Below are 23,429 nucleotides of genomic sequence, written 5' to 3'. Positions count from 1 at the left end.
GCCGTCCGCCGGAGAGGACCGGCCCCGCTGGGGCGGCGGGGCCGGTCTTCCGGGGGGTGCGCCGCGGCCCCCCGATACCAAGGGGGTGTGCCGGAGGGGCCGCGGCGGGCACCTCCCCGGGAGGGGTGGGGAGGTGCCTCGGACCAGTTCTACCGGAACTCGGGGCCCTGTGAGGGGGAAACCCGGATTCCTCCCGTCCCCGCGCTCACATTCCGTCCCCGCCCGGCCACGCCGCCCGCACGGCCGGAACCCGCGCCCCGGGGGGTTCGCGGGCTGGCCGGGGCCCTAGAGGAACAGCGTGCCGGTGGCCACGGTGACCGCCTCGCCGCCGATGATCACCCGCCCGTTGCGCTCCTCCACCAGCAGGTCGCCGCCGCGCGCGGAGGCCTGGTGGGCGCTCAGCTCGCTGCGGCCCAGGCGGTCGGCCCAGAACGGGGTGAGCACGGTGTGCGCCCTGCCGGTGACCGGGTCCTCGGGCACGCCGACGTTGGGGCCGAAGACCCGGGAGACGAAGTCGGGGCCCTCGTCGGCCCGGGCGGTGACGATGACCAGGTGGTACGGCATCCGCCCCAGCGCGGCGATGTCGGGCGACAGCCCGCGCACGGCCTCCTCGTCGGCGAGCTCGACCAGCAGGTCCTGGCCGCCGAGGCCCAGGCCGGTCCACAGGGGGCGCGAGCCCAGGGCCTCGGCCAGCCCCTCGGGCTCCTCGACGCGCTTGGGCCACGCGGCGGGGAAGTCCATCCACAGCCGCCCGTCCCGCTCGGTGACGGTGAGGACGCCGCTGCGGGTGGTGAAGCGGTAGGGGCCGGGGACACCGAGTTCGGACAGGGTGTGGGCGGTGGCCAGGGTGGCGTGCCCGCACAGGTCGACCTCGACGGTGGGGGTGAACCAGCGCAGCTCGTAGTCGGCGTCGGACTCCCGCACGGGCCGGGCGAAGGCGGTCTCGGACAGGTTGAACTCGGCGGCCACACCCTGGGCCCAGTCGTCGGAGTAGGCCTCGTCCAGGACCAGGACGGCGGCGGGGTTCCCGGCCAGGGGCCGGTCGGTGAAGGCGTCGACCACGCGGTACTCAGGCATGGGGCCCAGACTAGGACCCTCCCCGGCGCCGCCCCAAGGGCCGCTTCGCGGGGCGGTGGCCCGTCCCGACGCGCAGCGTCCCCGACGGGCGATGGCGGGCGACGGGCGGGCCGAAGCGGAGCGGAGGTCCAAAAAACACTGCCTAGAGCGGCGGCTCGTCCAGGATGAACATGGTCTGCGTGCTCTTGACCTCGGGGATGCGCTGGAGGCGTTCGAGGACGAAGGTGCGCAGGGCCGCGGCGTCGGTGACACGGACCAGCAGGAGCAGGTCCACGTCCCCGGAGACGAGCGCGGCGTGGTCGACCTCGGGGATGTCGCGCAGGTAGCCGCGGAAGCGTTCCCAGGAGTGCTGCTCGATGCGCACCGACACGTAGGCCGACAGGGCGGTGCCGTACTTCTCGGGGTCGATGACGGCGGTGAAGCCGCGGATGACGCCCTCCGAGCGCAGGCGTTCGAGGCGCGAGTAGGCGTTGGCGCGGGAGATGTGCGCCTGTTCGGCGACCGCGCGGATGGACATGCGCCCGTCGTGGCGGAGCAGGGAGATGATGCGACGGTCGGTGTCGTCCAACTGCACGGCCATGCTTACCTCATACCGCTCACACGATCATCGACGGAGAACATCCGGGCCGTCGCGCCGCACTACTGGGCATTTCGTCCAGTATCCGGATGGACTTATCGACAATATGGGGTGATTCACCTCATATTCAAGACATGAAGCGCACCGATGAGCGATCCGGTCCGGCTCCTCCCCTCGACGGAGGCGGTGCGCCCCGTGGACCGGTGTCGGCCCCGGCCCGCGGGCCGCGCGAGACCTGAACGGCGTACCTGCCGGTGCGGACCCCCCTGCCGCGGACGCGAACGGGGGCCGCGGCCGGTCGGCCGCGGCCCCCGCGGTGCGCCGGAACACGTGTCCCGGCCGACGGGCCGTCCTGTGCGGGTCAGCGCCCACCGCGCAGCCTGTCGATCACGGAGTTGAGCCGCGTGCCCAGGCTGTGACGGCCGCTGCTCGCGTCCGTCAGGCTTCCGCCGTCGTCCTCGGCTCCGGCGTGGGCGCCGGACGGGCGGCGCGTCCAGGCGAAGAGCACGGCGAGCAGCACGGCCGGGATGAGGGCCAGGGCCAGCAGCCCGGTGCCGCTGATGACGCCGTCGGAGCCCATGAGCTGGAAGCCGGACAGGTCGTTGGCCGCGGTCTCGGCGGTCACGCCGCCGTCGCCGTCCCCGTTCCCGTCCTCGGCGGCGCCCTCCTCGGGCTGCTCCTCCTCGGCGCTCTGCTCGGGCTCGCCCTCGTCCTTCTTCGGGGCGGGCTCCTCGCTCTCCTCGCTCTTCTGCGCGCTCTCCTCGGCGGGCTCCTCGGTCTCCTCCTCGGGAAGGGCGTCCTCGGGGATCGGGGAGACCGCGTCCTCGCACTTGTTGCCGGGCTGCTGGAAGGGGTGCGGTGCGCCCTCGGTGCCCGCGCCGTCGCCCCACTTGGTGATGTAGTACTCCACCTCGAGGTGGCCGTTGCCGCCGCTGACGGTGTAGTTGCTGTCGTTCCAGGTCTCGCCCGTGATCTCGGCGAAGGTCTTGCCGTCCATGTCGAGGAGGACGTCACAACCCTCGGAGGGGGCGCCCGGGCCCCGGTCGCCGATGAAGAACTCGGCTTTCTTGCCCTCGTAGACGACATAGCCCTCGGTGCCGAGCGGCCAACTGGGGCTGGAGAAAAGGCCCTTCTGCATGGGTTCCCCGCTCGCGGGGGCTCCTGTGTCCCCGTTGATGCCGGAACCGTCGTCCCAGAAGTAGGTCGCGGTAACTTCGCCGTGCTGAATGGGAGTGTCGTTGCTCATAAGTAGGAAGCCAGGTTGACGACAGGGCCGAGAAGACCGCGGGCATGACTCGCCCGGCGTGCGGGCACGCTCGGTGCGCCCCCGCGAGGGCGTGGTCAAGGCAGGGTTCTCCCGCGTCGCTGGCGGCGAGTGGCGGGCGGGAACGGGATGTACCGATGGGATTCGGCTTCTCCGCTGGCGCAGGCGCGTGGATTCGCGCGGCCCTGTCCCCGGGGAAAGAGGTCTCGACTCCCTTGCGGCTCTCGGCCGGTCAAGGGCTCGGCATCGGTTCGTCAAACAGCAATAACGAACCGATCACGAGGACACTAACCCACGTTTAGGCAAAGCGCGCAATCCCCCGAGGTAAAATGACTTTGCGTGTCTCTCGCAATACGTTACGAAACGGGGCGTGCGAGGGACCGAAAACGCGAAAAGCCCCGGTGGCAGGGGATTTACGGACCGCCCCGGGGCAGCGGAGGGGCCTTTCCGTGGCCCTCGTCATAGCTTCGGCTCCACCCGCACGCGGACGGCCGCGGAGCCCCGCGCTCCGGGTCGCGGCGACGGACGGGGAGGATGGCGGGTTACCGGCGAACGTGGTCAAGACCACGCAAAACGCACATACGGGAACGGTCAGCGCCGCCCCGACCGGCTCCGGACACGGGCGAAGGGGCCCGGAGGGCCGCCCGGCCGCCGGGCACGGCCGCCACGACGGTCCGGCGGCCGGGCCCAGGGCCGGGACGCCGGATCTCAGGTCACCCGGCCCCGGCGGGAGAAGCGCTCATGGCGCCACTCCCCCGTCTCCACGACCTCCAGCAGGGCCTGCGCGGCGTCCCACACGTCGACGTAGCGCAGGTAGAGCGGGGTGAACCCGAACCGCATGACGTCGGGGGCGCGGAAGTCGCCGACCACACCGCGCGCGATGAGCGCCTGCACGATCGGGTACCCGGCGCCCTCCTCCGGCTGCACCAGGGCCACCTGGCTGCCGCGCCGCGCGTGCTCCGCCGGGGTGATCGAGGAGATCCCCGCCCGGGCCGCGCGCTCCAGGAACAGGTCGGTCATGGCCAGGCTCTTGGCGCGCACCAGTTCCATGTCCGCCCGCGCCCACACGTCCAGACTCGCCTCCAGGGCGGCGTCGGCCACCAGCGGCTGCGAACCGCTCAGGAAGCGCGACACCCCCTCGGCGGGCTCGTAGTCCGCGGTGAAGTCGAAGGGGCGCGCGTGCCCGTGCCAGCCGCTCAGGGGCTGGTCGGCTGCGGCGTGGTGGCGGCGTGCGGCGTACAGGAACGCGGGGGCGCCCGGACCCGCGTTGAGGTACTTGTAGGTGCACCCCACCGCGAAGTCGGCGCCGCTGCCGGACAGGTCGACGGGGACCGCGCCCGCGCTGTGGCACAGGTCCCAGACCACCAGGGCGCCGTGCTCGTGGGCCAGGCGGGTGATGCCGGGCATGTCGCGCAGGGTGCCGCTGCGGTAGTCCACGTGGCTGAGCAGCAGGACAGCGACGTCGCCCCGCTCCAGGTCCCGGGCCAGCCCGGGGCCGTCGGGGTCCACGCGCCTCTGCGTGGCGCCCGTCAGCGAGGCCGCCCCCTCCGCGACGTACAGGTCGGTGGGGAAGTTGCCCGCCTCGCCCAGCACCACCGAGCGGTCGGACATGCGCAGCGCCGCGACCAGGGTCTTGAACAGGTTGGCCGAGGTCCCGTCGCCGACGACCACCTCGTCGGCCGCCGCGCCGACCAGCGGCGCGATCTTGGCGCCCAGGGTGCGCGGCTTGTCCCACCACCCGGCGTCGTTCCAGCTGCGGATGAGGTCGCGCCCCCACTCGCGTTCGATCATGTCGGCGACCCGGCCGGGGGTGGAGCGCGGCAGCGCGCCCAGCGAGTTGCCGTCCAGGTAGACCAGGCCCTCGGGGAGGACGAACTCCTCCCGGAAGGAGGCGAGGGGGTCGGCCGCGTCGAGCGCGGCACAGTCCGCGCGGGTGGCGGGGGTCATCGGGGTCCTGCTTCCTCGTGGCGGCGGGTGGGAACGGGTCAGACGGTACTGCGGAGGGACCACAGCTCGGGGAAGACGTCCTGCTCGGCGTTGCGCGCCAGCCAGTTCAGGCCGTTGGAGCCGCCGCTGCCGGGCCTGCCGCCCAGGGTGCGCTTGACGGCGACAAGGTGGCGCTGACGCCACCGGGTGACCCGCTCGGCGACGTCGAGCAGCGCCTCGGCCAGCAGGAACAGCTCGTTGCCGGGCGCGTCGTGGGCGTAGACGGCCTTCCAGGCCTCCTCCACGCCGGGGCTGGCCTCGTAGGACAGGGTCCAGTCGCGCTCGACGCGGTCCCCGGGGACGGGCAAACCGCGGCGGTGCAGCAGCCGCAGCGCCGCGTCGTAGAGTCCGGGGCGCTCCAGCAGGGCGGTGAGGTCGCCGACGACGCCGTCCATGGCCTTGTGCGGGCGGATCATGGCGGCGGACTTGTTGCCGAGCAGGAACTCCAGCTTGCGGTAGCCGTAGGACTGAAAGCCCGAGGCCTCGCCGAAGGAGTCTCGGAAGCGGTTGAACTCGGTGGGCGTCATGTCGGCGAGCAGGCCCCAGGAGTCGTTGAGCACGTCCTGGGCGTTGCGTGCGCGGCGCAGCCAGGCCAGGGCGCCGGGCACGTCGTCGGCCTCCAGCGCGTCGCGCGCGGCCTCCCAGCGCTCCCGCACCAGGGCGAACAGCAGCTCCATGACCTGGGTGGCGATGATGAACGAGGGCTCGGCGGGCTCCGCGGTGCGCGGCTTCTGCAGGGACAGCAGGGTCTCGATACCGGCGTAGTCGACGTAGGGGGTCGCACGGTCGAAGGACAGGGTCGGGCTGTCGTCCCCGGCGCTCCGGGCCGCCTCGGCCCCGCCGGGGCCACCGGCGTACGGACACTGCTGGGCGGTCGTGGTGAGCATGCGAAACCCCTTGTCGCGATCGCGTGTACGGCGGCGCGCCCGCGGCGCCTCGGGCGGAGGGGTCCGCCCCCGCACACGGCCGCCGGGCGCGTGAGGTGACATCATCGGGCACCCGCGCCCCGAACAGGAAGGGCCGTCGCACACGCGAAGGGGACACTGGCCTAGCATTCGTAAGTCGTTGTGACTCTCGACTTTGGGAACGCAAAGTATGACATCACGGTTGGCAACCCCGCTGGACAGCGTCGACCAGCGCATCCTCGCCGAGCTCCAGCGGGACGGGCGCCTGTCCTTCAACGAACTGTCCCGGCGGGTGAACCTGTCCGCGCCCGCCGTCGCCGACCGCGTACGGCGCCTGACCGACCGCGGGGTGATCACCGGCTACCACGCGCACGTGGACCCGGCCGCGGCCGGGCTGCCCGTGACCGCCCTGGTGCGCATGGAGTGCTTCGGCGCGCACTGCCTGCTGCGCGACGAGGCGTCGCTGGCGATGCCGGAGATCCTCCAGGTGCACCGGGTGACCGGCGACGACTGCTGCGTCCTGCTCATCGCGGTCCGCTCCATGGAGCACTTCGAGGAGGTCATCGACAGGCTCGCCGAGCATGGCCGCCCCTCCAGCACCATGGTCATGTCCAGCCCCGTGCCCTGGCGCCCGGTGAGCGCCCCGGTGACCGGGCGGCCCTGAACGCAGGGGCCGCGGCCGCCCGGCACTACCGCGGTCCGGCGCCGGACCCGGCGCCGAGGACGCCCAGCAGGGCCAGGGCCTCGGCGCCGGAGGACCCGGGCGGCGCGCTGTAGAGCACCAGGTGCTGGTCGCGGTCGGTGAGCGCGAGCGCGTCGCAGTCGACGGTGACCTCCCCGACGACCGGGTGCAGGAAGGTCTTGGTGAGCGTCCGCGCGGCCTGCACGTCGTGCCGCTCCCAGAGCCGGACGAAGTCGGGGCTGGCCTCGCGGAGCTCGTCGACGAGGCCGGTCACCGCGGGGTCCTCCGGGTAGCGGGCGAGGGCGGAGCGCAGCTCCATGACCACGTGGTGCCGGAACCCGGCGGCGTCGGAGTCCCCGTACAGCGCCGTGCCGGGCCGCGCCGGCCCGAGGAACGCCTGACGCGCGAGGTTGCGCTCCCTCGGGGTGAGTTCGCCGAAGTCGTGCAGGAGCGCGGCCGCGAGGTCGTTCCAGGCGAGGACCTCGAACACGGCGGACATCACGGTCCCGGCCGTCGAGGGCAGGCGTTCGAGGAGGGCGAGGATGCTGGGGCGCACGTCGCGCCGGTGCAGCCGGGTGCGGTTCGGCGCGGTGCCCGCGAGGACGTGGAGGTGGTCGGACTCGGCGTCCGTGAGCCGCAGCGCGTCCGCGATCGCGGCGAGGACCTCGCCCGACGGCCGCGGCGCCCTGGCCTGTTCGAGCCGGACGTAGTACTCCGTGGAGATGTGCGCGAGGACCGCCACCTCCTCGCGGCGAAGACCCGGTGTCCGCCGACGCGGGCCCGAGGGGAGGCCGACGTCCGACGGCCGCAGCCGTTCGCGGCGGCTGCGGAGGAAGGCCCCGAGTCCCTGTTTGTCCATACCCCCGATTCTGCACGCCGCGCGGCGGCGGATCCTGGTACCGCCTGTACCTGGATCCGGCCCGGAGGTCGAGCTGACACTGTCAACATGACGAACGACATCGACACCTCACCAGTCGGCCTGCTCACCGGCAAGGTCGTCCTCATCACCGGCGCCAGCCGGGGGATCGGGGCGGCCGCCGCCCGCCTCTTCGCACGGGAGGGCGCGTCCGTCGTGCTCGCCGCCCGCGGCACGGACGCCCTACAAGGGCTCGTCACCGAGATCCGCGCCGACGGCGGCGACGCGGAGGCGGTGACCATGGACCTCGCCGACCGGGCGAGCATCCGCGCGGCGGTCGGGCTCGTGGAGGAACTGCACGGCGGACTCGACGGCGCGTTCAACAACGGAGCGGCGGTCCAGCGGCCCGGCCCGCTGGACGCGACGAGCGAGGAGGACGTCGAGACGCAGTTCACGGTGAACTTCCGGGGGCAGTGGACCGCGATGACGGCCGAGGCCGAGCTGATGCGCCGAAGCGGCGGCGGGGCGGTCGTCAACACCTCCAGCGTCGGCAGCCGCCGCGCCAACCCCGCCCTGCCCGCGTACGGCGCGATGAAGCGCGCGCTCAACAGCATCACCGAGTCCGCCGCCGTGACCTGGGCCCGGCAGGGGATCCGCGTGAACGGCATCACCCCCGGCGCTACCGCGACGGAGATGCTCGACGCGTGGGAGGCGGTGTCCCCGGGCGTCATCGAGCACAACAGGGCGGCGACCCCGCTCGGCCGCCTGGCCGAGCCCCGCGAGGTGGCCGAGGTGGCCGCGTGGCTCCTCAGCGACCGGGCCTCGATGGTGACGGGCGCGATCGTGCCCGTGGACGGGGGGCTGGGCGCCTGAGGCGGGGCGGAGGGAGCGGGGCCGAGCGGAGCGGGACCGGAGCGGGCGGGGCGGCGACGGGCCGCACCGGCCCCGCCCGGACAGGACCTACAGTTTCGGGATGAGCGTTCTCATCGACACCCCGGTCTGGCCGGGGCCGCGCGGCTGGCTGTTCGCGCACCTGGTCAGCGACAGCTCCTACGAGGAGCTGCACGCCTTCGCCCGCGCGCTCGGGGTGGACCCGCGGGCGTTCGAGCGCGACCACTACGACATCCCCGAGCACCTGCACGCGCGGGCCCTGGAACTGGGCGCCGAGCACGTCAGCGGGCGCGAGCTGGTCACGCGCCTGCGCGCGTCCGGGCTGCGGCGGCCCAAGGCCGCCCGGCTGACCGGCACGGCCTGACACGGCGCTCCGCCCTGCCCGCACGCGCACGCCGCCGCGTCGCCTCACCCACCGGACGGCGGCCGGTTCAGGGCGGGGGCGGCTCCACCGGGGGCGGGGCGTTCAACCGGTCGAGTTCGGCGAGCACGTTCACCCGGGCCCGCGCCTCCCAGCGCGCCCGCCCGGCCGTGGTGTGGAACAGGTGCGGCGCCTCCAGCAGCGACCGCAGCACCGCGCTCCGGCCCGTACGGAAGTCCTCGTCGGGAACGTGCCGGTACTCGGCGCGCACTGCCGTGGTGTAGGCCAGGTACTCGTCGGCGGGGGCGGCCAGCACCGACAGGTCGGCGTCGCAGAGCACCGCGCCGTCGGCGTCCCACCTGCCCGGCCGGTGCGTCGCGGTCACCCCGACCAGGCGCACGACCTCGCGGACCCGCGCGGTCCCCATCCCCGTCAGGGACAGCAGCCGCTCGGCGAGCCGCGCGCTCTCGCGCTCGTCGCGGCCCGGGACCCCCTCGTAGACGGCGTCGTGGAACCAGACCGCGTAGCGCACGAGGTCGGCGTCGCGCACCCTCTCCTCGCGGAGCAGCAGGTCGACTGCGCGCAGCACGGCCTCCAGGTGGGTGGGCGTGTGGTAGCGGCGGTGCGGCTCGTTCCAGCGGCCCAGGAGTTCGGCGCCGGCCGCCACCGCCTCGGGTCCGTCCCCGGCGAGTCCGCGCCAGGCGGCTTCCAGCCACGCGTCGTCCATACTCCCCATTCTCCCCCGTCGCGGCGGGTCAGCCCGGCGCCGTGTCAGGTGTCGGAGGTGTCCACGAGCCCGGCCTCGTGCGCGAGGATGGCCGCCTGCACCCTGTTGCGCATCTCCAGCCGGTTGAGGATGGCGCTGACGTAGCTCTTGACGGTGCCCTCCACGAGGAACAGCCGGTCGGCGATGTCGGCGTTGGACAGGCCCGCCCCCACCAGGGCCAGCACCTCGCGCTCGCGCCGGGTGAGCTCCCCGACCCGGGCGACGGCCGCCGCCTCCCGGGCGGCCCGGGGCCCGCCGAACCGGGCGATGACCTGGCGCGCCACCTGGGGGGACAGGTAGGCGCCGCCGTCGGCGACCGCGTGCACCCCGGCGATCAGCTCGCGCGGGTCGCCCGCCTTGAGCAGGAAGCCGCTGGCGCCGCCGCCGAGCGCCTGGGAGATGTAGCTGTCCTCCCCGAAGGTGGTGAGGATGACCACGGCGGTCTCGGGCGCGACCCTGCGGATCTCCGACGTGGCGGCGAGGCCGTCCATCCGGGGCATCCGGATGTCCAGCAGCGCCACGTCGGGTCGGTGGGAGAGCACCAGGTCCACGGCCTCGCGGCCGTCCGCGGCCTCGGCGACCACGTCGATCTCCGGATCGCTGCGCATGATCGCCCGTACCCCGGCGCGGATCATCGCCTCGTCGTCGGCGAGCAGCACCCTGATCACGTGTGTCCCTCTTCCCTGTGTCCGTCGCGGGTCCGCGTGGTCACCGTAGCGGCGCCTCGCCCTTGGTCAGCAGCCGCCCCTCGGAGAAGCAGAGCTGGTAGAAGAACGTCTCCTCGCTGAGGAACACGCCGTCGCTGCGGTAGTAGCTGCACGTGGCTCCCGGGGGGACGGCGTCCTGCGCCAGCACGCTCGCGTCCATGTACACCGAGTTCGGCGGCAGGGCCTCCTCGACCTCGGCCTGGGGGTCGCCGACGGTCAGGTCGGCGAACTCCTCGGGGGACAGGGTGCTGCTCTCCATGTTCGTGACGCCGATCCAGCCCAGCCCGAGCACGATCGCCACGGCGGCGGTGACCGGGACCAGGGCCAGTATCATCGTCCAACCGCGCACCCGGCGGCGGGCGGCGAGCTGGAGCTGGTCGATCTGGGCCGCCTCCCCGTCCTCGTCGGGCCCCGCCCCGGCGGTGCCGTCCAGCGGCATGGTCGCGCAGACCTCCCAGCCGCCGTCGCCGTTCGGTCCGGCGGCGAAGGATCCCCCGGTCAGGCGGACGCGCTCGCGCAGGCCGATGAGTCCGCGCCTGCCGCCCGGGCCGGTGTCGGGGCACGGCCCCGGGGGCGCGGAGTTGGTGACCCTGGCCTCCACCTGCTCCCCGCTGGCGGTCAGCCACACGGTCACGTCGGCGCCGGGGGCGTACTTGGCGGCGTTGGTGAGCGACTCCTGGACGACCCGGTGGACCGCGCGGTCGACCATCGGCGGCAGGCGGCCGGTGTCGCCGTCGCGCACCAGCACGACCCGCATGCCGGAGTCGCGGACACGTTCGACCAGCGCGGGGACGCCCTCGCCCGCGGGGGTCATGGGCGCGGGTTCGGTGTCGGCGCGCAGCACGCCGATGATCTCCCGCAGGCTGTGGGTGGCGTCGACCGCGGTGATCCGCAGCTCGGACGCGGAGCGGCGGTGCTCCTCGTCCAGGTCGGGGCTGACCTCCAGGGCCCCGGCGCGCAGGGCGATGAGGCTGAGCTCGTGGCCGAGGGAGTCGTGCATGTCCTGGGCGATGCGGGAACGCTCGCGCAGTCTGGCCTCGTCGACGGTGAGGCGGTGCTCGCGCTGGAGCTGGCGGGCGTGCTCCCATCCGGCCTCGGCCAGGGCCACGTGCTGGCGCCGGTAGACGCCCACCAGCCAGGGGAGCACGGCGGTGAACACGACGGTGCTCACTGTGGCGGGCCATACCGCGGGCACTTCGGGCCCCAACAGCGCTCCGACCGCCGTCCACAGGACGGTCACGGACGTGAAGAGCACCAGCGCCGACCACACCGTGGGGACGCGGCGGCCCACCAGGTAGGCGACGCACAACAGCAGGACGCTGAAGCCGTACACCCAGAACGAGCCGATCAGCGCCACGGTCAGGGCGAGCAGCGGGTAGAGGCGGCACAGCACCACGGTCAGCGCGGTCAGCGCCACCGCGGCGCACGCGGTGGCGAGCGCCTCGGCGGCCGACGTCTCCCCGGCGCGCCAGCGGATGAGCATCTCCCCCAGGCACAGGGCGGCGATCGCGGCCCCGAACAGCACGTCGCGCCAGACGGCGGCCCGGGTGGGCCAGCCCCCGAGCGGAGTCAGCGCACGCCGAAGGCCCGCGCGCGGTACGGAGAGGTCCATGCGGGTGAACCTACACATCGGGGGCGGGTCGGCGGCACCGTCGAAAGTCAGGGCGGGGCCACCCCTTTCCGGCGGTCGGCGCCCGCGCCCGCCCCTCCCCGCGCGGCGCGTCCGGCGGGAACGCCGCGGGGCCCGCCGGGGACGCGGAAGCCCCCGCACGGGTACCGGGAGGCCCGCCGGGGCCCGAAAGGCGCCCGTGCGGGCGCCGCGAGGGCCCGCCCACCGACGAGGGCCATATCATGGGATGAATTTTGGCCCTTTCGCGATGAACCGAGCCGTACGGCCGTGCCGGGATCCGGGGGTCGGCGACCACGACCGCGGACAGGGGCCGGATGTCACCTTTGGACACGCTGCGGCGCATGCACCACATCGCCGGGTGGCCGCTGCTCCTGAGCACCTTCCTCGCCCGCCTGCCCATCTCCATGTCCCTGATCGGCCTGCTCACCCTGGTCACCACCACGACCGGGAGCGTGGCCGCCGCGGGTGCGGTGACCGGCGCCTTCGCGCTCGGGGAGACCGTGGGCGGGCCCGTCATCGCCCGTTTCGCCGACCGGCGCGGGCAGCGCGTCCCGGTGCTGGTCACCTCGCTCGTGGACGCCGTGCTCATCACCGTGCTCGTGACCGCCGTCCTGGCGGAGGCCTCCGCCCCGGTCCTGGCCGTGCTGGCCGCCGTGGCGGGCCTGTGCATGCCCCAGATCGGCCCCATGGCGCGCACGCGCTGGGTGGTGCTCATCCGGCGGGGGCCGCACCGGGGCGAGGAGCGCGAGCGTTCGGTGTCCGCGGCGATGTCGGTCGAGGGCGTGCTGGACGAGGCCGCGTTCGTCCTGGGCCCCGCCCTGGTGGGTCTGCTCACCGTGACGCTCTCCCCTGCGGCGAGCGTGCTGGGCGCGGCCGTGCTCATCGGCGTGTTCGGGACCGTGTTCGCCCTGCACCCCACCGCGCCGCCCGGGACCCCGCCGGTGCGGGGCGCCGGGGGCCGCATCGCCACTCCCGCGCTGCTGGTGCTGGCCGTCCCCATGTTCTGCCAGGGCCTGTTCTTCGGCGGCATGTCCACCGGCGTGACCGCGTTCTCCGCCGCCTCCGGGCACGGGGACCTGTCCGGGCTGATGTACGCGGTGATGGGCACCAGCAGCGCCGTCGCGGGCCTGCTGATGGCATCCGTCCCCGTGGGCTTCCCGCTCACCGCGCGGACCCGGATCGCGGCGGGCGCGCTGTTCCTGCTCACCCTGCCGCTGTACGCGGCCCACGGCGCGGCCGCCCTGGCGGTGGCCATCTTCGTCCTGGGCGCCGCGATCGGCCCGCACATCGTGAGCCTGTTCGGGCTGATCGAGAGGGCCGCCCCGGCCAGCCGCCTGTCGCAGTCGATGGCCGTCGTCCTGAGCTGCCTGATCCTGGGCCAGGCGCTGGGGTCGTCGATCGCGGGCGTCCTGGCCGACGCGTACGGCCACCAGGGGGCGTTCGTGCTGGCCACGCTGGGCGGCCTGCTCTCCTTCGCGGTGACCGTCCTGGTGATGCGCGCCCGCTGGTACGTGCGCGGCGAACCGTCCTCTCCGGCGACGGTGACACGTTCCACTCCGGGCGCCTGAGAGGGGTGACGGGGGAGGTCAGAGGGTGTGTCGGGGTGATTCGGGGAACATCAGGCGTTAAACCCGCGTTAAAGAGGGACCCATCATTCTGACTCCGACCTAGGCTCGATGATCGTGCTCGATCTACTGGCCACCATCGGCCCCCGCCGCAGAGAGGTGCCCGTGCCCCAGCTCAACGGGCTCGCCCGCGTCACCCTGTCGGTCCGCGACCGCGACGAGAGTGTGCGCTTCTACCGCACGGTCCTGGGTTTCCGGGTCCTCGGCAAGCGCGACCACGAGGGCACACGGCGCACCGAGTGCCAGCACCCTGCCTCCGGGCTGCTGCTGGCGCTCATCCAGCACCGCGACAACTTCAAGGGCAGGTTCGACCGCAGGCACTGCGGCCTGGACCGGCTCACCCTGGGCGTGGAGAACCTGGGTGAACTGGAGGCCTGGGAGGAGCGCTTCGCGGAGATGGATGTGGAGCACTCCCCGGTGATGCACGGCGAGGAGGGCTCCACCCTGCTCTTCTACGACCCGGACGGCACCGAACTGGCCCTGTTCGCCCACGCGGAGCTCGACGCCGACGAGGACTGAGCCGCGCGGAACCCCGGCCCGGGCCTCGGCCGCACGCGCCGCCGACCGGGCGGGGAGCGGGCTCGGACCCCGAGCCCCCGGGGAGCCCGGTGGGCGCCCCGCTCCTCCTACTCCACCTCGACCAGCTTCAGGCGCACGTCGCGCTCGGCGAGGTCGTCCACGGCCGAGCGCGGGAGCCGGTCGTCGGTGATGATCAGGTCGAACTCCTCCAGGCTCGCCACCCTGAAGGTGCCGAACTTGCCGTACTTGGTGCTGTCGACCGTGAGCACGCTCTTGGAGGCGATCCGCAGCAGCGCCTGCTTGGCGACCACCTTGGCCTCGGAGGGCGTGGTAGACCCGCGCTCGGCGTCCCAGGAGCTGCTGGCGATGAAGGCCAGGTCGACGTTCACCTGGCGCAGGAAGTCGGCGGTGAAGCGCCCGACCGAGGAGTGGTCGGAGTGCGAGACCACCCCGCCGGTGTGGATCAGCTCGATCCCCGGGTACTCCATCAGGTGGCCCACGACGTTGAAGTCGCTGGTGATGACGGTCAGGCCGACCTTGTCGGTGAGCAGCGGGACCATCTGCAGCGTGGTCGTGCCCGCGTCCAGGTAGATGGTGAAGTTCTCCCGGACCAGGTCGGCCGCCGCGCGCGCTATGGCCCGCTTGGCGGGCACCTCCAGCTGCGCCTTGGCCAGGTAGGAGGGCTCGCTCTTGAGCCGCGCCGCGAGCCGCACTCCCCCGGTGACCGACAGCACCTTGCCGTCGTTCTCCAGCGCCTGGATGTCACGCCGGACCGTCATGTGGGACACGGACAGCATCGACGTGAGCTCGTTGATGCTCAGCACGTGGCGCTCCTGAAGGAGCTTGAGGATGTGCTCTCGTCTCTGGTCCGGAATCATCGTTCGCCTCACACTCCAGGGACGGTCATGGGGCGCCGTGCGGTCACGACGCCGTGTAACAAAGTTTCCCAGCTCGCCGCACCCCGTCGGCGTCGCCGACGACGTGAGTCCGCTCGCAATCGCGGTGCCACGCAACGGCAACACCGTTCCTGGCGGGGCGCCGCACACCCGTCCGCGCCCGCCCCCGGCGGGCGTTTTTCCTGTTTGCACCACGTAAAGCGGAAGTCTTTGCCACCCTTGACGACATGACGTTGTCCATCGCACTGCGCGGAGACACCGCACGCTTCCCGGGAAACACCCTCCCGGCCCTGCGTTCAGCCTCGCGTGCCGGGGCTGACCTGGTCAAGATCGACGTCCACCTCACCTCCGACGGCTATCCCGTCCTGGTGGACGAACGGCTCGTGGCCCTTCCCGGTTCCCCGCCCCGACCCGTGGGGGACCTGACCCTGGCCGAGATCGCCACCGCCCGCGACGACGTGGAGCGGCGCGTGCCCACCCTGATGGAGGTGCTCGCGGAGTACACCGGCGTCGCGCCCCCTCCCCTGCTCGTGGACGCCGGCGCGCCCGACGCGGCGCTGGCGGCGGACAGCCTGCTGCGGGCGCGCGGGTTCGGCGACCAGGTGCTCTTCACCGGTTCCACCGAGACCCTCGACGCCCTGCGCGGCCGCAGCGCCGAGGCCCGGCTGATGCTGGCCTGGGACAAGCCGGGCCCTCCGCCCGAGGACGTGGTGCGGACCCTGCGTCCGACCTTCCTGGGCACGCACTACACGCTGCTGACCCGGGAACTGGTCGCGGAGATGCACCTGCGCGGCTACCTCGTCACGGCGTGGACGGTGAACGACTTCCCCGAGATGGCGCGCGTGGTGGGCATGGGCGTGGACGCGCTCGCCACCGAGCGGATCGAGGACCTGGTGTCTCTGACCAGCGGCCGGGAGCGGCGGGCACCGGCCGCCGGTCCGGTCTGAGGGCGGGGGGGCGCGGAACCGGTCCGGTGAAAGACCACACGCCCTCCCACCCTCTCCGGGGGCGTACTCCGAGCGATGAGACAGCACATGACGGCCGACACATCCCCTCACGCGCTCCGCACCACGGCACCCGTCCTGGACTGCGCGGCGCACCTGTTCGCCCAGCACGGCCCACAAGGCCTGGCGATGTCCGAACTGACCTCCCGGATCTCCGACGAGACCGGGGCCGACCCCGCCGCGCTCAGGCGCGCCTTCCCCACCCGGTTCGACCTGGCCTACGCCGTCGTGCTGCGCTCCACACGGGAGCGGGTGCACGGGCAACTGGCCGCGGACCGGCCGGACCGGCCCGCGAAGGAACGCATGTCCACGCTGGTCAGACGGCACGTGGAGACCGGTTGGCGGCACCGGGCGGCGACCGCGCTGGGGCACGAGCTGCTTCCGGTGCTGCGGGCCATCCACCCGGCCCGCCACCGCGAGGTCACCTCCCTGACGCGGGCGTACCGCGAGCACGTGCGCGGCATCATCCTGGACGGCGTGACCCGCGGGGACTTCGGGGTGCGCGAGCCAGGACGGGTCGCCGACGAGGTGCTGGAGACCTTCGACTCCCTGCTGCACTGGTACGACCCCGGGGCCGGGCTGAGCCTGGACGACCTCGGCGCCGTCCACGTCGACCTCGTGCTCCACCACCACCTGGGGTGCCCGCGCTGACCGGACGGCCGCGGCGGGTGCCGTGCCCCGCGCCGGGCCCTCCCCCTAGCCTCCGACGAGCTGGTAGAGGTCCACCGACTCGGCCAGCGCGCGCAGTCCGGCGTCCCCCGGGTGGAGGTGGTCTCCCGAGTCGTAGGCGGGCAGCATGCGGCTGGGGTCCTGCGGGTCGCGCAGGACCGCGTCGAAGTCCCACACGCCGTCGAAGGGCGACAGGGGGTCGTTCGCCTGCGCCCTCAGGTGGTCGTTGACCTGCTGGCGGGCCCGGTCGACCTCCTCGGTGCAGCGCGTCTCGCCCCCGCAGGGACCGAGCGTGGCCACGAACACCCGCATGCCGTTCTCGCGGGCCAGCCCCGCGATCTCCTCGATCCCGGCGATCACCGACTCGGGCGGGGTGCTCCAGCGCAGGTCGTTGATCCCGGCGAAGACGACCAGGGTGTTCACCCCGCTCTGGGCCAGCACGTCCCGGTGCACCCGGTGGGTCAGCGCCACCCCGGTGGGGTTGGTGGAGACTCCCTCGCCCGGGTAGCCGTCCCGGATCACGTGGTTCCCGGCCACACCGAGGTTGAGCACGCCCGGGTCGGGCAGCCCCGGCTGCTCGGACAGCCGGGCGCTGAGCACGTCGGGCCAGCGGGCGTGGGCGTCGGGGGTGGAGCGGATCCCGTCGGTGATGGAGTCGCCGAAGGCGGCGATCGCGCCCGGTCCCCCGGAGACCTCCACCGCGGTGAGGAAGGGCCACTGCGCGACCCGGCCGGTGAACGGCTCCCCCGTGGTCTCCAGGGTCAGGTCTCCGCTTCCGGGCGCGCTGGTGTAGTTGGTGTCCACCGAGGCGTAGTGCACCGGCGCGGTGGTCACCCGCTCGGGCAGGTGGACGCTGACCAGCACGTCGCTCTGCGGCGGCAGGAGCATCTCGACGGGGTCGCTGAACACCTGTCCCCCGGCCGGGATGACGGTGTCGGAGCGCCCCTCGAAGGTGAGCGGGACCGCGGCGCCGCGGGAGGCTGCGCCGCTCCCGCGCAGTGCCACGGAGGCCGCGCCCACGGTGACGGGGGCGGCGGCGAAGGTGTTGTCCAGGCGGATGCGGACCGTGTGGCCGCCGGTGGTCGTGCGCACCGACAGCCGCAGCGTCTGGTCCTGCCAGGGACCCACCTCCATGTAGCCGGAGGTGGCGCGCGCCCAGGTGCCCGTCCACTCCGTGTCCGCGGCGCGCCCGCCCACGGAGAACACGTGGATGCGGCCCGCCCCGTCAGCGGTCTCGGGCAGCACCACGTGGGAGATCTCGCGGGCGGGGTCCACGGTGACGCCGCGCGCGTACAGGCGTGCCGCGCCGAGGGCGGGGCTGGGACCGGCGTGCCGCGCGGAGTTGGCGTAGGGCAGGGTGAGCGCGGCCTCGCTCGCGGGCCCGGCGGTCCAGTGCGGCACCGACAGGGTGAACTCCTGCTCCCGGCCGTCGGCGTAGACCACCCGGCCGGTTCCGGTGGCCTCGGCCTGGACGCCGTCGGTGCGGGTCGCGGTGGCCAGGAAGGTGAGCGACCGGTAGCGCTCGTCCGCGAGCCGCAGGAACTGGCCGTCCGAGACCAGGTGGTCGGGGCGGCCGGGGGCGTAGTCGGGCAGCTCCATGGGCGTGCCGAGCAGGACCACCTCGCGGCCGGGCGTCCACCCGGCGGCGGCCAGCGCCTGGGAGGACAGGCTGTTCCCGGAGCCGTCGAGGTCGACGGTGGCGACGGAGGTGTCCCGGGAGACGCCGATCCGGTCGACGAGGCCGCTGAAGGGGACGGCGTTCACCGCGGGGACGGTCTGCTCCCTGGACTCTGAGGGACCGGCGCCCTCGTCCCGGGAGACGGCGGTGCTGACCACGACCACGAGGAGCACCGCCGCGGCCGCCGCGGCCAGGCCGCGCAGCAGGCGGGGACGGAGCTCCGCCCCGTGCCGGTGGGTTCCGCGCCGCCGTGTACCGTCCGCTCCCAACGCTCGCCTCTCCCCCCGAATGCATCTGTCCACCGACTGTCGGACGCCGCCGCGCGCGCCGTGGTTGTTGAGACGTGGACCACCGCGCCCCTCGGAACGGCCGCCAGTGTAAACGAGCCGCCTCCGCCGGTCGCGGAGGTTCCGGGATGTACTGGACGGCGGGTCGTATGGCCTGCGACCTGCACGGAACGGGAAAACGCGCAGGAGCTTCCGATTCGGGCAGGAGTGCCGCCATATTCGTCCGATGTCGGCCCGGGAAATCGGACGTCCGTTATTCGGATACCGCCCTGAGGACTTCCCCGGAAGGAAAGAACATACCAAAGGCCCTATAAGTAGACAAAATACAGACGAAGAAACGGACGCCGCGACCCCGGGGCCATGGCGCCGCCTCCCCGGCCCGCACCCGGAAGAGGGCGGGTCACGGGGGGTGCCGGGGGATCGGCGGAGCACGTGACGCGGGTGTCCAGCGCCTTCGGCCGGAACGGTCGGCCGCCGCGCCGCGGAACGGCGGCCGACCGCCCGCCGCGCGAACTCGCGCGCCTATTGCGCGCCCGCGGACCGCGCTGGCGGTTTCCGGGCACAAGCCCGCGGCAAAGAAAGCGCCACTGCCCTGTATCCACAGGTCAGCGGCGCTTTTTTCGTGTTCGGAGAGGGTAGGCCGGGCAGGACTCGAACCCGCGACCCAGGGATTATGAGTCCCCTGCTCTAACCAACTGAGCTACCGGCCCGCCGTGATCGGCAAACGCCATCCTAACAGGGTGGGTCCGACGTTTCCCCGCCCTAAATCCGTTACCGGACAGGGCCTCCCGGCCGCCCGCCCGGGACGGCGCGAAGACACGTACCGCGCACCTGGGTCACAGCACGCGGGAGCGCGCGGTCTAGGGTGGTGAGGTGCGGCGCGCGCCTGGACGGCCCCCAGCGCCCGGTACCGAAGCCGCGTCGAACCCGTTGTGAGCATCGCGGGTCGCGAAACGTCGTCAGGGAGAGTTCACGTCATGTCCAAAGCACCCGTCAACGTCACCGTCACCGGCGCCGCCGGCCAGATCGGCTACGCGCTGCTGTTCCGGATCGCCTCCGGCCAGCTGCTCGGCGCCGACACCCCGGTGAAGCTGCGCCTGCTGGAGATCCCGCAGGCCGTCAAGGCCGCCGAGGGCACGGCGATGGAGCTGGACGACTGCGCCTTCCCGCTGCTCCGGGGCATCGACATCTTCGACGACGCCACCCAGGCCTTCCAGGGCGCCAACGTCGCCCTGCTGGTCGGCGCCCGCCCGCGCGGCAAGGGCATGGAGCGCGGCGACCTGCTGGAGGCCAACGGCGGCATCTTCAAGCCCCAGGGCGAGGCGATCAACGCCGGTGCGGCCGACGACATCCGCGTGCTGGTGGTGGGCAACCCCGCCAACACCAACGCCCTCATCGCGCAGAGCCACGCCCCGGACGTCCCGGCCGAGCGCTTCACCGCGATGACCCGCCTGGACCACAATCGCGCGCTCACCCAGCTCGCCAAGAAGCTCGACGTGTCGATCAACGACATCAAAAAGCTCACGATCTGGGGCAACCACTCCGCCACCCAGTACCCGGACGTGTTCAACGCCGAGGTCAACGGCGCCAACGCGGCCAAGGCCGTCGGCGACCAGGCCTGGCTGGAGAACGACTTCATCCCGACCGTCGCCAAGCGCGGCGCCGCGATCATCGAGGCCCGTGGCGCCTCCTCGGCGGCCTCCGCCGCCAACGCCGCCATCGACCACGTCCACGACTGGGTCAACGGCACCCCCGAGGGCGACTGGACCTCCGCGGCCATCCCCTCCGACGGCTCCTACGGCGTGCCCGAGGGCATCATCTCCTCCTTCCCCGTCGTCTCGCGCGGCGGCAGGTGGGAGATCGTGCAGGGCCTGGAGATCGACGACTTCTCCCGCGCCCGCATCGACGCCTCCGTCAAGGAGCTGGTCGAGGAGCGCGACACCGTCAAGCAGCTCGGCCTGGTCTGAGCACCGCGACGCGCACCGGGACACCGGTGACGTGACGGGCGCACCCCGCGCGGGGTGCGCCCGTCGTCGTCGCGGGGCCCCGGGCCCGCGCGCGGCGGCCGCCGTCCCCAAGGGGGCCGGGAAGCAGGCAGTATAGAGACCGTGAGTCTCATCGATGTGCTTCCGGCCGAACCAGAACCCGACTCCCTCTTCGAGGCGTTCGCTTTGTGGGCCGAGGAGCGGGGCCTCACCCTCTACCCGCACCAGGAGGAGGCCCTCATCGAGGTCGTCTCCGGGTCCAACGTCATCCTCAACACCCCCACCGGCTCGGGCAAGAGCATGGTGGCGACCGGCGCGCTCTTCGCCGCGCTGGCCCGTGACGAGTGCGCGTTCTACACCGCGCCCATCAAGGCGCTGGTGTCGGAGAAGTTCTTCGACCTGTGCAAGATCTTCGGCACCGACAACGTCGGCATGATGACCGGCGACGCCAGCGTCAACGCCGACGCGCCCATCGTGTGCTGCACGGCGGAGGTCCTGGCCCAGATCGCCCTGGCCGAGGGCGCGAACGCCGACATCAACACGGTCGTCATGGACGAGTTCCACTTCTACGCCGAGCCCGACCGCGGGTGGGCGTGGCAGGTGCCGCTGCTGGAGATGCCGCAGGCGCAGTTCCTGCTGATGTCGGCCACCCTGGGCGACGTCAGCCGCTTCGAGGAGGACCTGGAGAAGCGCACCGGGCGCTCCACCGCCGTGGTGGCCTCGGCCGAGCGCCCCGTCCCCCTCTACTACGACTACCGGGTCACCCCGCTGCACGAGACGCTGGAGGAGCTGCTCGGCAGCGGCAACGCCCCCGTGTACATCGTGCACTTCACCCAGGCACAGGCGGTCGAGCGCGCGCAGTCGCTGACCAGCATCAACATGTGCACCAAGGAGGAGAAGGCGGCGATCGCCGCGGAGATCGGCAACTTCCGCTTCACCACCAAGTTCGGCCGCAACCTGTCCCGCTACGTGCGGCACGGCATCGGCGTGCACCACGCGGGCATGCTGCCCAAGTACCGGCGCCTGGTCGAACGCCTGGCGCAGTCGGGGCTGCTCAAGGTGATCTGCGGCACCGACACCCTGGGTGTGGGCGTGAACGTGCCCATCCGCACGGTGCTGTTCACCGCGCTGAGCAAGTACGACGGGGTGCGCGTGCGCCGCCTGCGCGCCCGCGAGTTCCACCAGATCGCCGGGCGCGCGGGCCGCGCCGGGTTCGACACCGTGGGCAACGTGGTGGCCCAGGCGCCAGAGCACGTCATCGAGAACGAGAAGGCGCTGGCCAAGGTCGGCGACGACGCCAAGAAGCGGCGCAAGGTGGTGCGCAAGAAGGCCCCGGAGGGTTTCGTCTCCTGGGACGAGGCCACCTTCACCAAGCTCATCGAGTCCGACCCCGAGCCCCTGACCTCGCGGTTCAGGGTCAGCAACGCCATGCTGCTGAGCGTGATCGCCCGCCCGGGCGACTGCTTCCCGGCTATGAAGCACCTGCTCACCGAGAACCACGACGACCGACCCAGGCAGCGCCGCCACATCAGCGAGGCCATCGCCATCTACCGGTCGCTGCTGGACGGCGGGATCGTGGAAGCGCTCCCCGAGCCCGACGCGCAGGGGCGCACCGCGCGGCTGACCGTGGACCTCCAGGCCGACTTCGCGCTCAACCAGCCGCTGTCCACGTTCGCGCTGGCCGCGCTGGACCTGCTGGACAAGGAGTCGCCCACGTACCCGCTGGACGTGCTCAGCGTGGTGGAGTCCACCCTGGACGACCCGCGGCAGATCCTGGGCGCCCAGCTCAACAAGGCGCGCGGCGAGGCCGTCCAGCAGATGAAGATGGACGGCATCGAGTACGACGAGCGCATGGAGCGGCTGGAGGAGGTCGACTACCCCAAGCCGCTGGAGGAGCTGCTCGGCCACGCCTACGAGGTGTACCGGCGCGGCCACCCGTGGGTGGGCGACCACCCGCTCCGTCCCAAGACGGTGGCCCGGGACATGTACGAGCGGGCGATGACCTTCACCGAGTACGTGGGCTTCTACGAGCTGGCCCGCTCGGAGGGGCTCGTGCTGCGCTACCTGGCCAGCGCGTACAAGGCGCTCAACCAGACGGTGCCCGACGACGCCAAGACCGAGGAGCTGCGCGACCTCATCGAGTGGCTGGGCGAGCTGGTCCGCCAGGTGGACTCCAGTCTGCTGGACGAGTGGGAGCAGCTGACCAACCCCGAGGCGGAGGTGCCGGAGGACGCGGCCGCCGCCGAGGAGAAGGTGCGGCCCGTCACCACCAACGAGCGGGCGTTCCGGGTGCTGGTGCGCAACGAGATGTTCCGCCGCGTGGAGTTGGCCGCCCTGCGCCGCCACGACGAACTCGGGCGGCTGGACGAGGATGGGGAGTGGGACGCCGAGGCCTGGGAGGAGGCCCTGGACGCCTACTTCGAGGAGCACGACGCGATCGGGACCGGTCCGGACGCGCGCGGCCCGGCGATGCTGCTCATCGAGAAGGAGCCGGAGCTGTGGCGGGTCCGCCAGGTCTTCGCCGACCCGGCGGGCGACCACGACTGGGGCATCAGCGCCGAGGTGGACCTGGCCGCGTCCGACGCCGAGGGGCGCGCGGTGGTGCACGTGGCGGACGTGGACCGGCTGTAGGGGCGGGCGGTACCGGCAGCGGCAGCGGCAGCGGCAGCGGCAGCGGCAGCGGCAGCGGCAGCGGACGGTGACCGGTTGACGGGTACGGCCGGTCGGCGGGTACGGCCTGTTGACGGGTGCGACCAGTGAAAGGTGCGACCGGTTACCACGGCGAACGCGGTCGGCCGCGGGCACCGCTCGGCGCGCGGACACCGCTGGCCGCGCGGGAGCGGCCGTTTCCGGGCACGCTCATGCCGTCTGGGGAGGTGGGCCCCCTGTATCAAGCAGACACCCGCGGCCATGGGCGGCGCCACCCCCGGTTCCGGCCTGTGGACAACCCGGGTCGGGCCGCCTCCGGCGGGTAGAAAGGACGACACGGGGTCCGGCGCCGCCGGACCCGCTCCCCTGCCCGCCGACCCCTCCCGTTCCAGCGGTCGTGCGGACCTTCACACAC

At 72.9% G+C, this 23,429-nt stretch carries 20 protein-coding genes and 1 tRNA gene; 9 read left to right on the top strand and 12 right to left on the bottom strand.

Features of this window, described 5'->3' with window-relative positions; all coding sequences use genetic code 11:
• Nucleotides 1-285: 285 nt before the first annotated feature.
• From PV789_RS08085 to PV789_RS08065, 5 genes are all read right to left on the bottom strand, one after another.
• Nucleotides 286-1,077 carry a PhzF family phenazine biosynthesis protein gene (locus PV789_RS08085; protein ID WP_274976833.1) on the bottom strand — a complete coding sequence of 264 codons (792 nt, stop codon included), beginning with the start codon at nt 1,075-1,077 and terminating at the stop codon, nt 286-288.
• 142 nt (nt 1,078-1,219) lie between these two features.
• Complete coding sequence (locus PV789_RS08080) at nt 1,220-1,657, bottom strand: Lrp/AsnC family transcriptional regulator (RefSeq protein WP_274976832.1); 438 nt, start codon at nt 1,655-1,657, stop codon at nt 1,220-1,222.
• Nucleotides 1,658-2,015: 358 nt separating this feature from the next.
• Nucleotides 2,016-2,900: a hypothetical protein gene (locus tag PV789_RS08075; RefSeq protein ID WP_274976831.1), complete on the bottom strand. Its 885-nt coding sequence runs from the start codon at nt 2,898-2,900 to the stop codon at nt 2,016-2,018.
• Nucleotides 2,901-3,626: 726 nt separating this feature from the next.
• On the bottom strand, nt 3,627-4,865 hold the full coding sequence (gene kynU, locus PV789_RS08070; protein ID WP_274976830.1) for a kynureninase: 1,239 nt from the start codon (nt 4,863-4,865) through the stop codon (nt 3,627-3,629).
• Nucleotides 4,866-4,903: 38 nt separating this feature from the next.
• Nucleotides 4,904-5,791: a tryptophan 2,3-dioxygenase gene (locus PV789_RS08065; RefSeq protein ID WP_274976829.1), complete on the bottom strand. Its 888-nt coding sequence runs from the start codon at nt 5,789-5,791 to the stop codon at nt 4,904-4,906.
• 208 nt (nt 5,792-5,999) lie between these two features.
• Between PV789_RS08065 and PV789_RS08060 the strand changes: the two genes are divergently transcribed.
• Nucleotides 6,000-6,473, top strand: a complete 474-nt coding sequence (locus PV789_RS08060) for an Lrp/AsnC family transcriptional regulator (RefSeq protein ID WP_274976828.1) — start codon at nt 6,000-6,002, stop codon at nt 6,471-6,473.
• A gap of 25 nt (nt 6,474-6,498) precedes the next feature.
• Here PV789_RS08060 and PV789_RS08055 read toward each other — a convergent pair whose 3' ends face one another.
• Nucleotides 6,499-7,350: a helix-turn-helix transcriptional regulator gene (locus PV789_RS08055; protein ID WP_274976827.1), complete on the bottom strand. Its 852-nt coding sequence runs from the start codon at nt 7,348-7,350 to the stop codon at nt 6,499-6,501.
• 87 nt (nt 7,351-7,437) lie between these two features.
• Here PV789_RS08055 and PV789_RS08050 point away from each other — a divergent pair, with 87 nt between their 5' ends.
• Nucleotides 7,438-8,220: an SDR family NAD(P)-dependent oxidoreductase gene (locus tag PV789_RS08050; protein ID WP_274976826.1), complete on the top strand. Its 783-nt coding sequence runs from the start codon at nt 7,438-7,440 to the stop codon at nt 8,218-8,220.
• Between the two features lie 100 nt (nt 8,221-8,320).
• A complete protein-coding gene (locus tag PV789_RS08045; protein WP_013151835.1) occupies nt 8,321-8,602 on the top strand; it encodes a DUF4031 domain-containing protein in 282 nt (93 codons plus the stop codon).
• Between the two features lie 67 nt (nt 8,603-8,669).
• Here PV789_RS08045 and PV789_RS08040 read toward each other — a convergent pair whose 3' ends face one another.
• From PV789_RS08040 to PV789_RS08030, 3 genes are read right to left on the bottom strand one after another with little or no spacing between them, the layout of a single operon-like run.
• Entirely contained in the window at nt 8,670-9,326 is a 657-nt protein-coding gene (locus PV789_RS08040) for an HD domain-containing protein (protein WP_274976825.1), read from the bottom strand.
• A 44-nt stretch (nt 9,327-9,370) separates the two neighbouring features.
• Nucleotides 9,371-10,033, bottom strand: coding sequence for a response regulator (locus tag PV789_RS08035; RefSeq protein ID WP_274976824.1), 663 nt, complete (start codon nt 10,031-10,033; stop codon nt 9,371-9,373).
• A 40-nt stretch (nt 10,034-10,073) separates the two neighbouring features.
• Nucleotides 10,074-11,684, bottom strand: a complete 1,611-nt coding sequence (locus PV789_RS08030; protein WP_274976823.1) for a sensor histidine kinase — start codon at nt 11,682-11,684, stop codon at nt 10,074-10,076.
• Nucleotides 11,685-12,016: 332 nt separating this feature from the next.
• Between PV789_RS08030 and PV789_RS08025 the strand changes: the two genes are divergently transcribed.
• A complete protein-coding gene (locus PV789_RS08025) occupies nt 12,017-13,270 on the top strand; it encodes an MFS transporter (protein WP_274976822.1) in 1,254 nt (417 codons plus the stop codon).
• Between the two features lie 108 nt (nt 13,271-13,378).
• Nucleotides 13,379-13,846 carry a VOC family protein gene (locus PV789_RS08020; RefSeq protein ID WP_047868282.1) on the top strand — a complete coding sequence of 156 codons (468 nt, stop codon included), beginning with the start codon at nt 13,379-13,381 and terminating at the stop codon, nt 13,844-13,846.
• A gap of 107 nt (nt 13,847-13,953) precedes the next feature.
• Here PV789_RS08020 and PV789_RS08015 read toward each other — a convergent pair whose 3' ends face one another.
• The gene (locus PV789_RS08015) at nt 13,954-14,724 is read right to left on the bottom strand and encodes a DeoR/GlpR family DNA-binding transcription regulator (RefSeq protein ID WP_013151829.1); all 771 of its coding nucleotides are present in this window, start codon (nt 14,722-14,724) and stop codon (nt 13,954-13,956) included.
• Nucleotides 14,725-14,969: 245 nt separating this feature from the next.
• Between PV789_RS08015 and PV789_RS08010 the strand changes: the two genes are divergently transcribed.
• Both PV789_RS08010 and PV789_RS08005 read left to right on the top strand, forming a co-directional pair.
• Nucleotides 14,970-15,689 carry a glycerophosphodiester phosphodiesterase gene (locus PV789_RS08010; RefSeq protein ID WP_274976821.1) on the top strand — a complete coding sequence of 240 codons (720 nt, stop codon included), beginning with the start codon at nt 14,970-14,972 and terminating at the stop codon, nt 15,687-15,689.
• 87 nt (nt 15,690-15,776) lie between these two features.
• Nucleotides 15,777-16,397: a TetR/AcrR family transcriptional regulator gene (locus PV789_RS08005; RefSeq protein WP_248774113.1), complete on the top strand. Its 621-nt coding sequence runs from the start codon at nt 15,777-15,779 to the stop codon at nt 16,395-16,397.
• Nucleotides 16,398-16,442: 45 nt separating this feature from the next.
• Here the strand turns inward: PV789_RS08005 and PV789_RS08000 are convergent, their stop codons facing one another.
• Together PV789_RS08000 and PV789_RS07995 are read right to left on the bottom strand one after the other, a co-directional pair.
• Nucleotides 16,443-18,362: an SGNH/GDSL hydrolase family protein gene (locus PV789_RS08000; RefSeq protein WP_274976820.1), complete on the bottom strand. Its 1,920-nt coding sequence runs from the start codon at nt 18,360-18,362 to the stop codon at nt 16,443-16,445.
• Between the two features lie 654 nt (nt 18,363-19,016).
• Nucleotides 19,017-19,090, bottom strand: a tRNA-Ile gene (locus PV789_RS07995).
• 267 nt (nt 19,091-19,357) lie between these two features.
• Here PV789_RS07995 and PV789_RS07990 point away from each other — a divergent pair.
• Complete coding sequence (locus PV789_RS07990; protein ID WP_274976819.1) at nt 19,358-20,347, top strand: malate dehydrogenase; 990 nt, start codon at nt 19,358-19,360, stop codon at nt 20,345-20,347.
• A gap of 156 nt (nt 20,348-20,503) precedes the next feature.
• On the top strand, nt 20,504-22,996 hold the full coding sequence (locus PV789_RS07985; RefSeq protein ID WP_274978082.1) for a DEAD/DEAH box helicase: 2,493 nt from the start codon (nt 20,504-20,506) through the stop codon (nt 22,994-22,996).
• Nucleotides 22,997-23,429: the final 433 nt, after the last annotated feature.

Source organism: Nocardiopsis camelliae (assembly GCF_028993595.1).
Taxonomy (GTDB): Bacteria; Actinomycetota; Actinomycetes; order Streptosporangiales; family Streptosporangiaceae; genus Nocardiopsis; species Nocardiopsis dassonvillei.
This window is presented reverse-complemented; position numbering and strand designations above follow the sequence as displayed.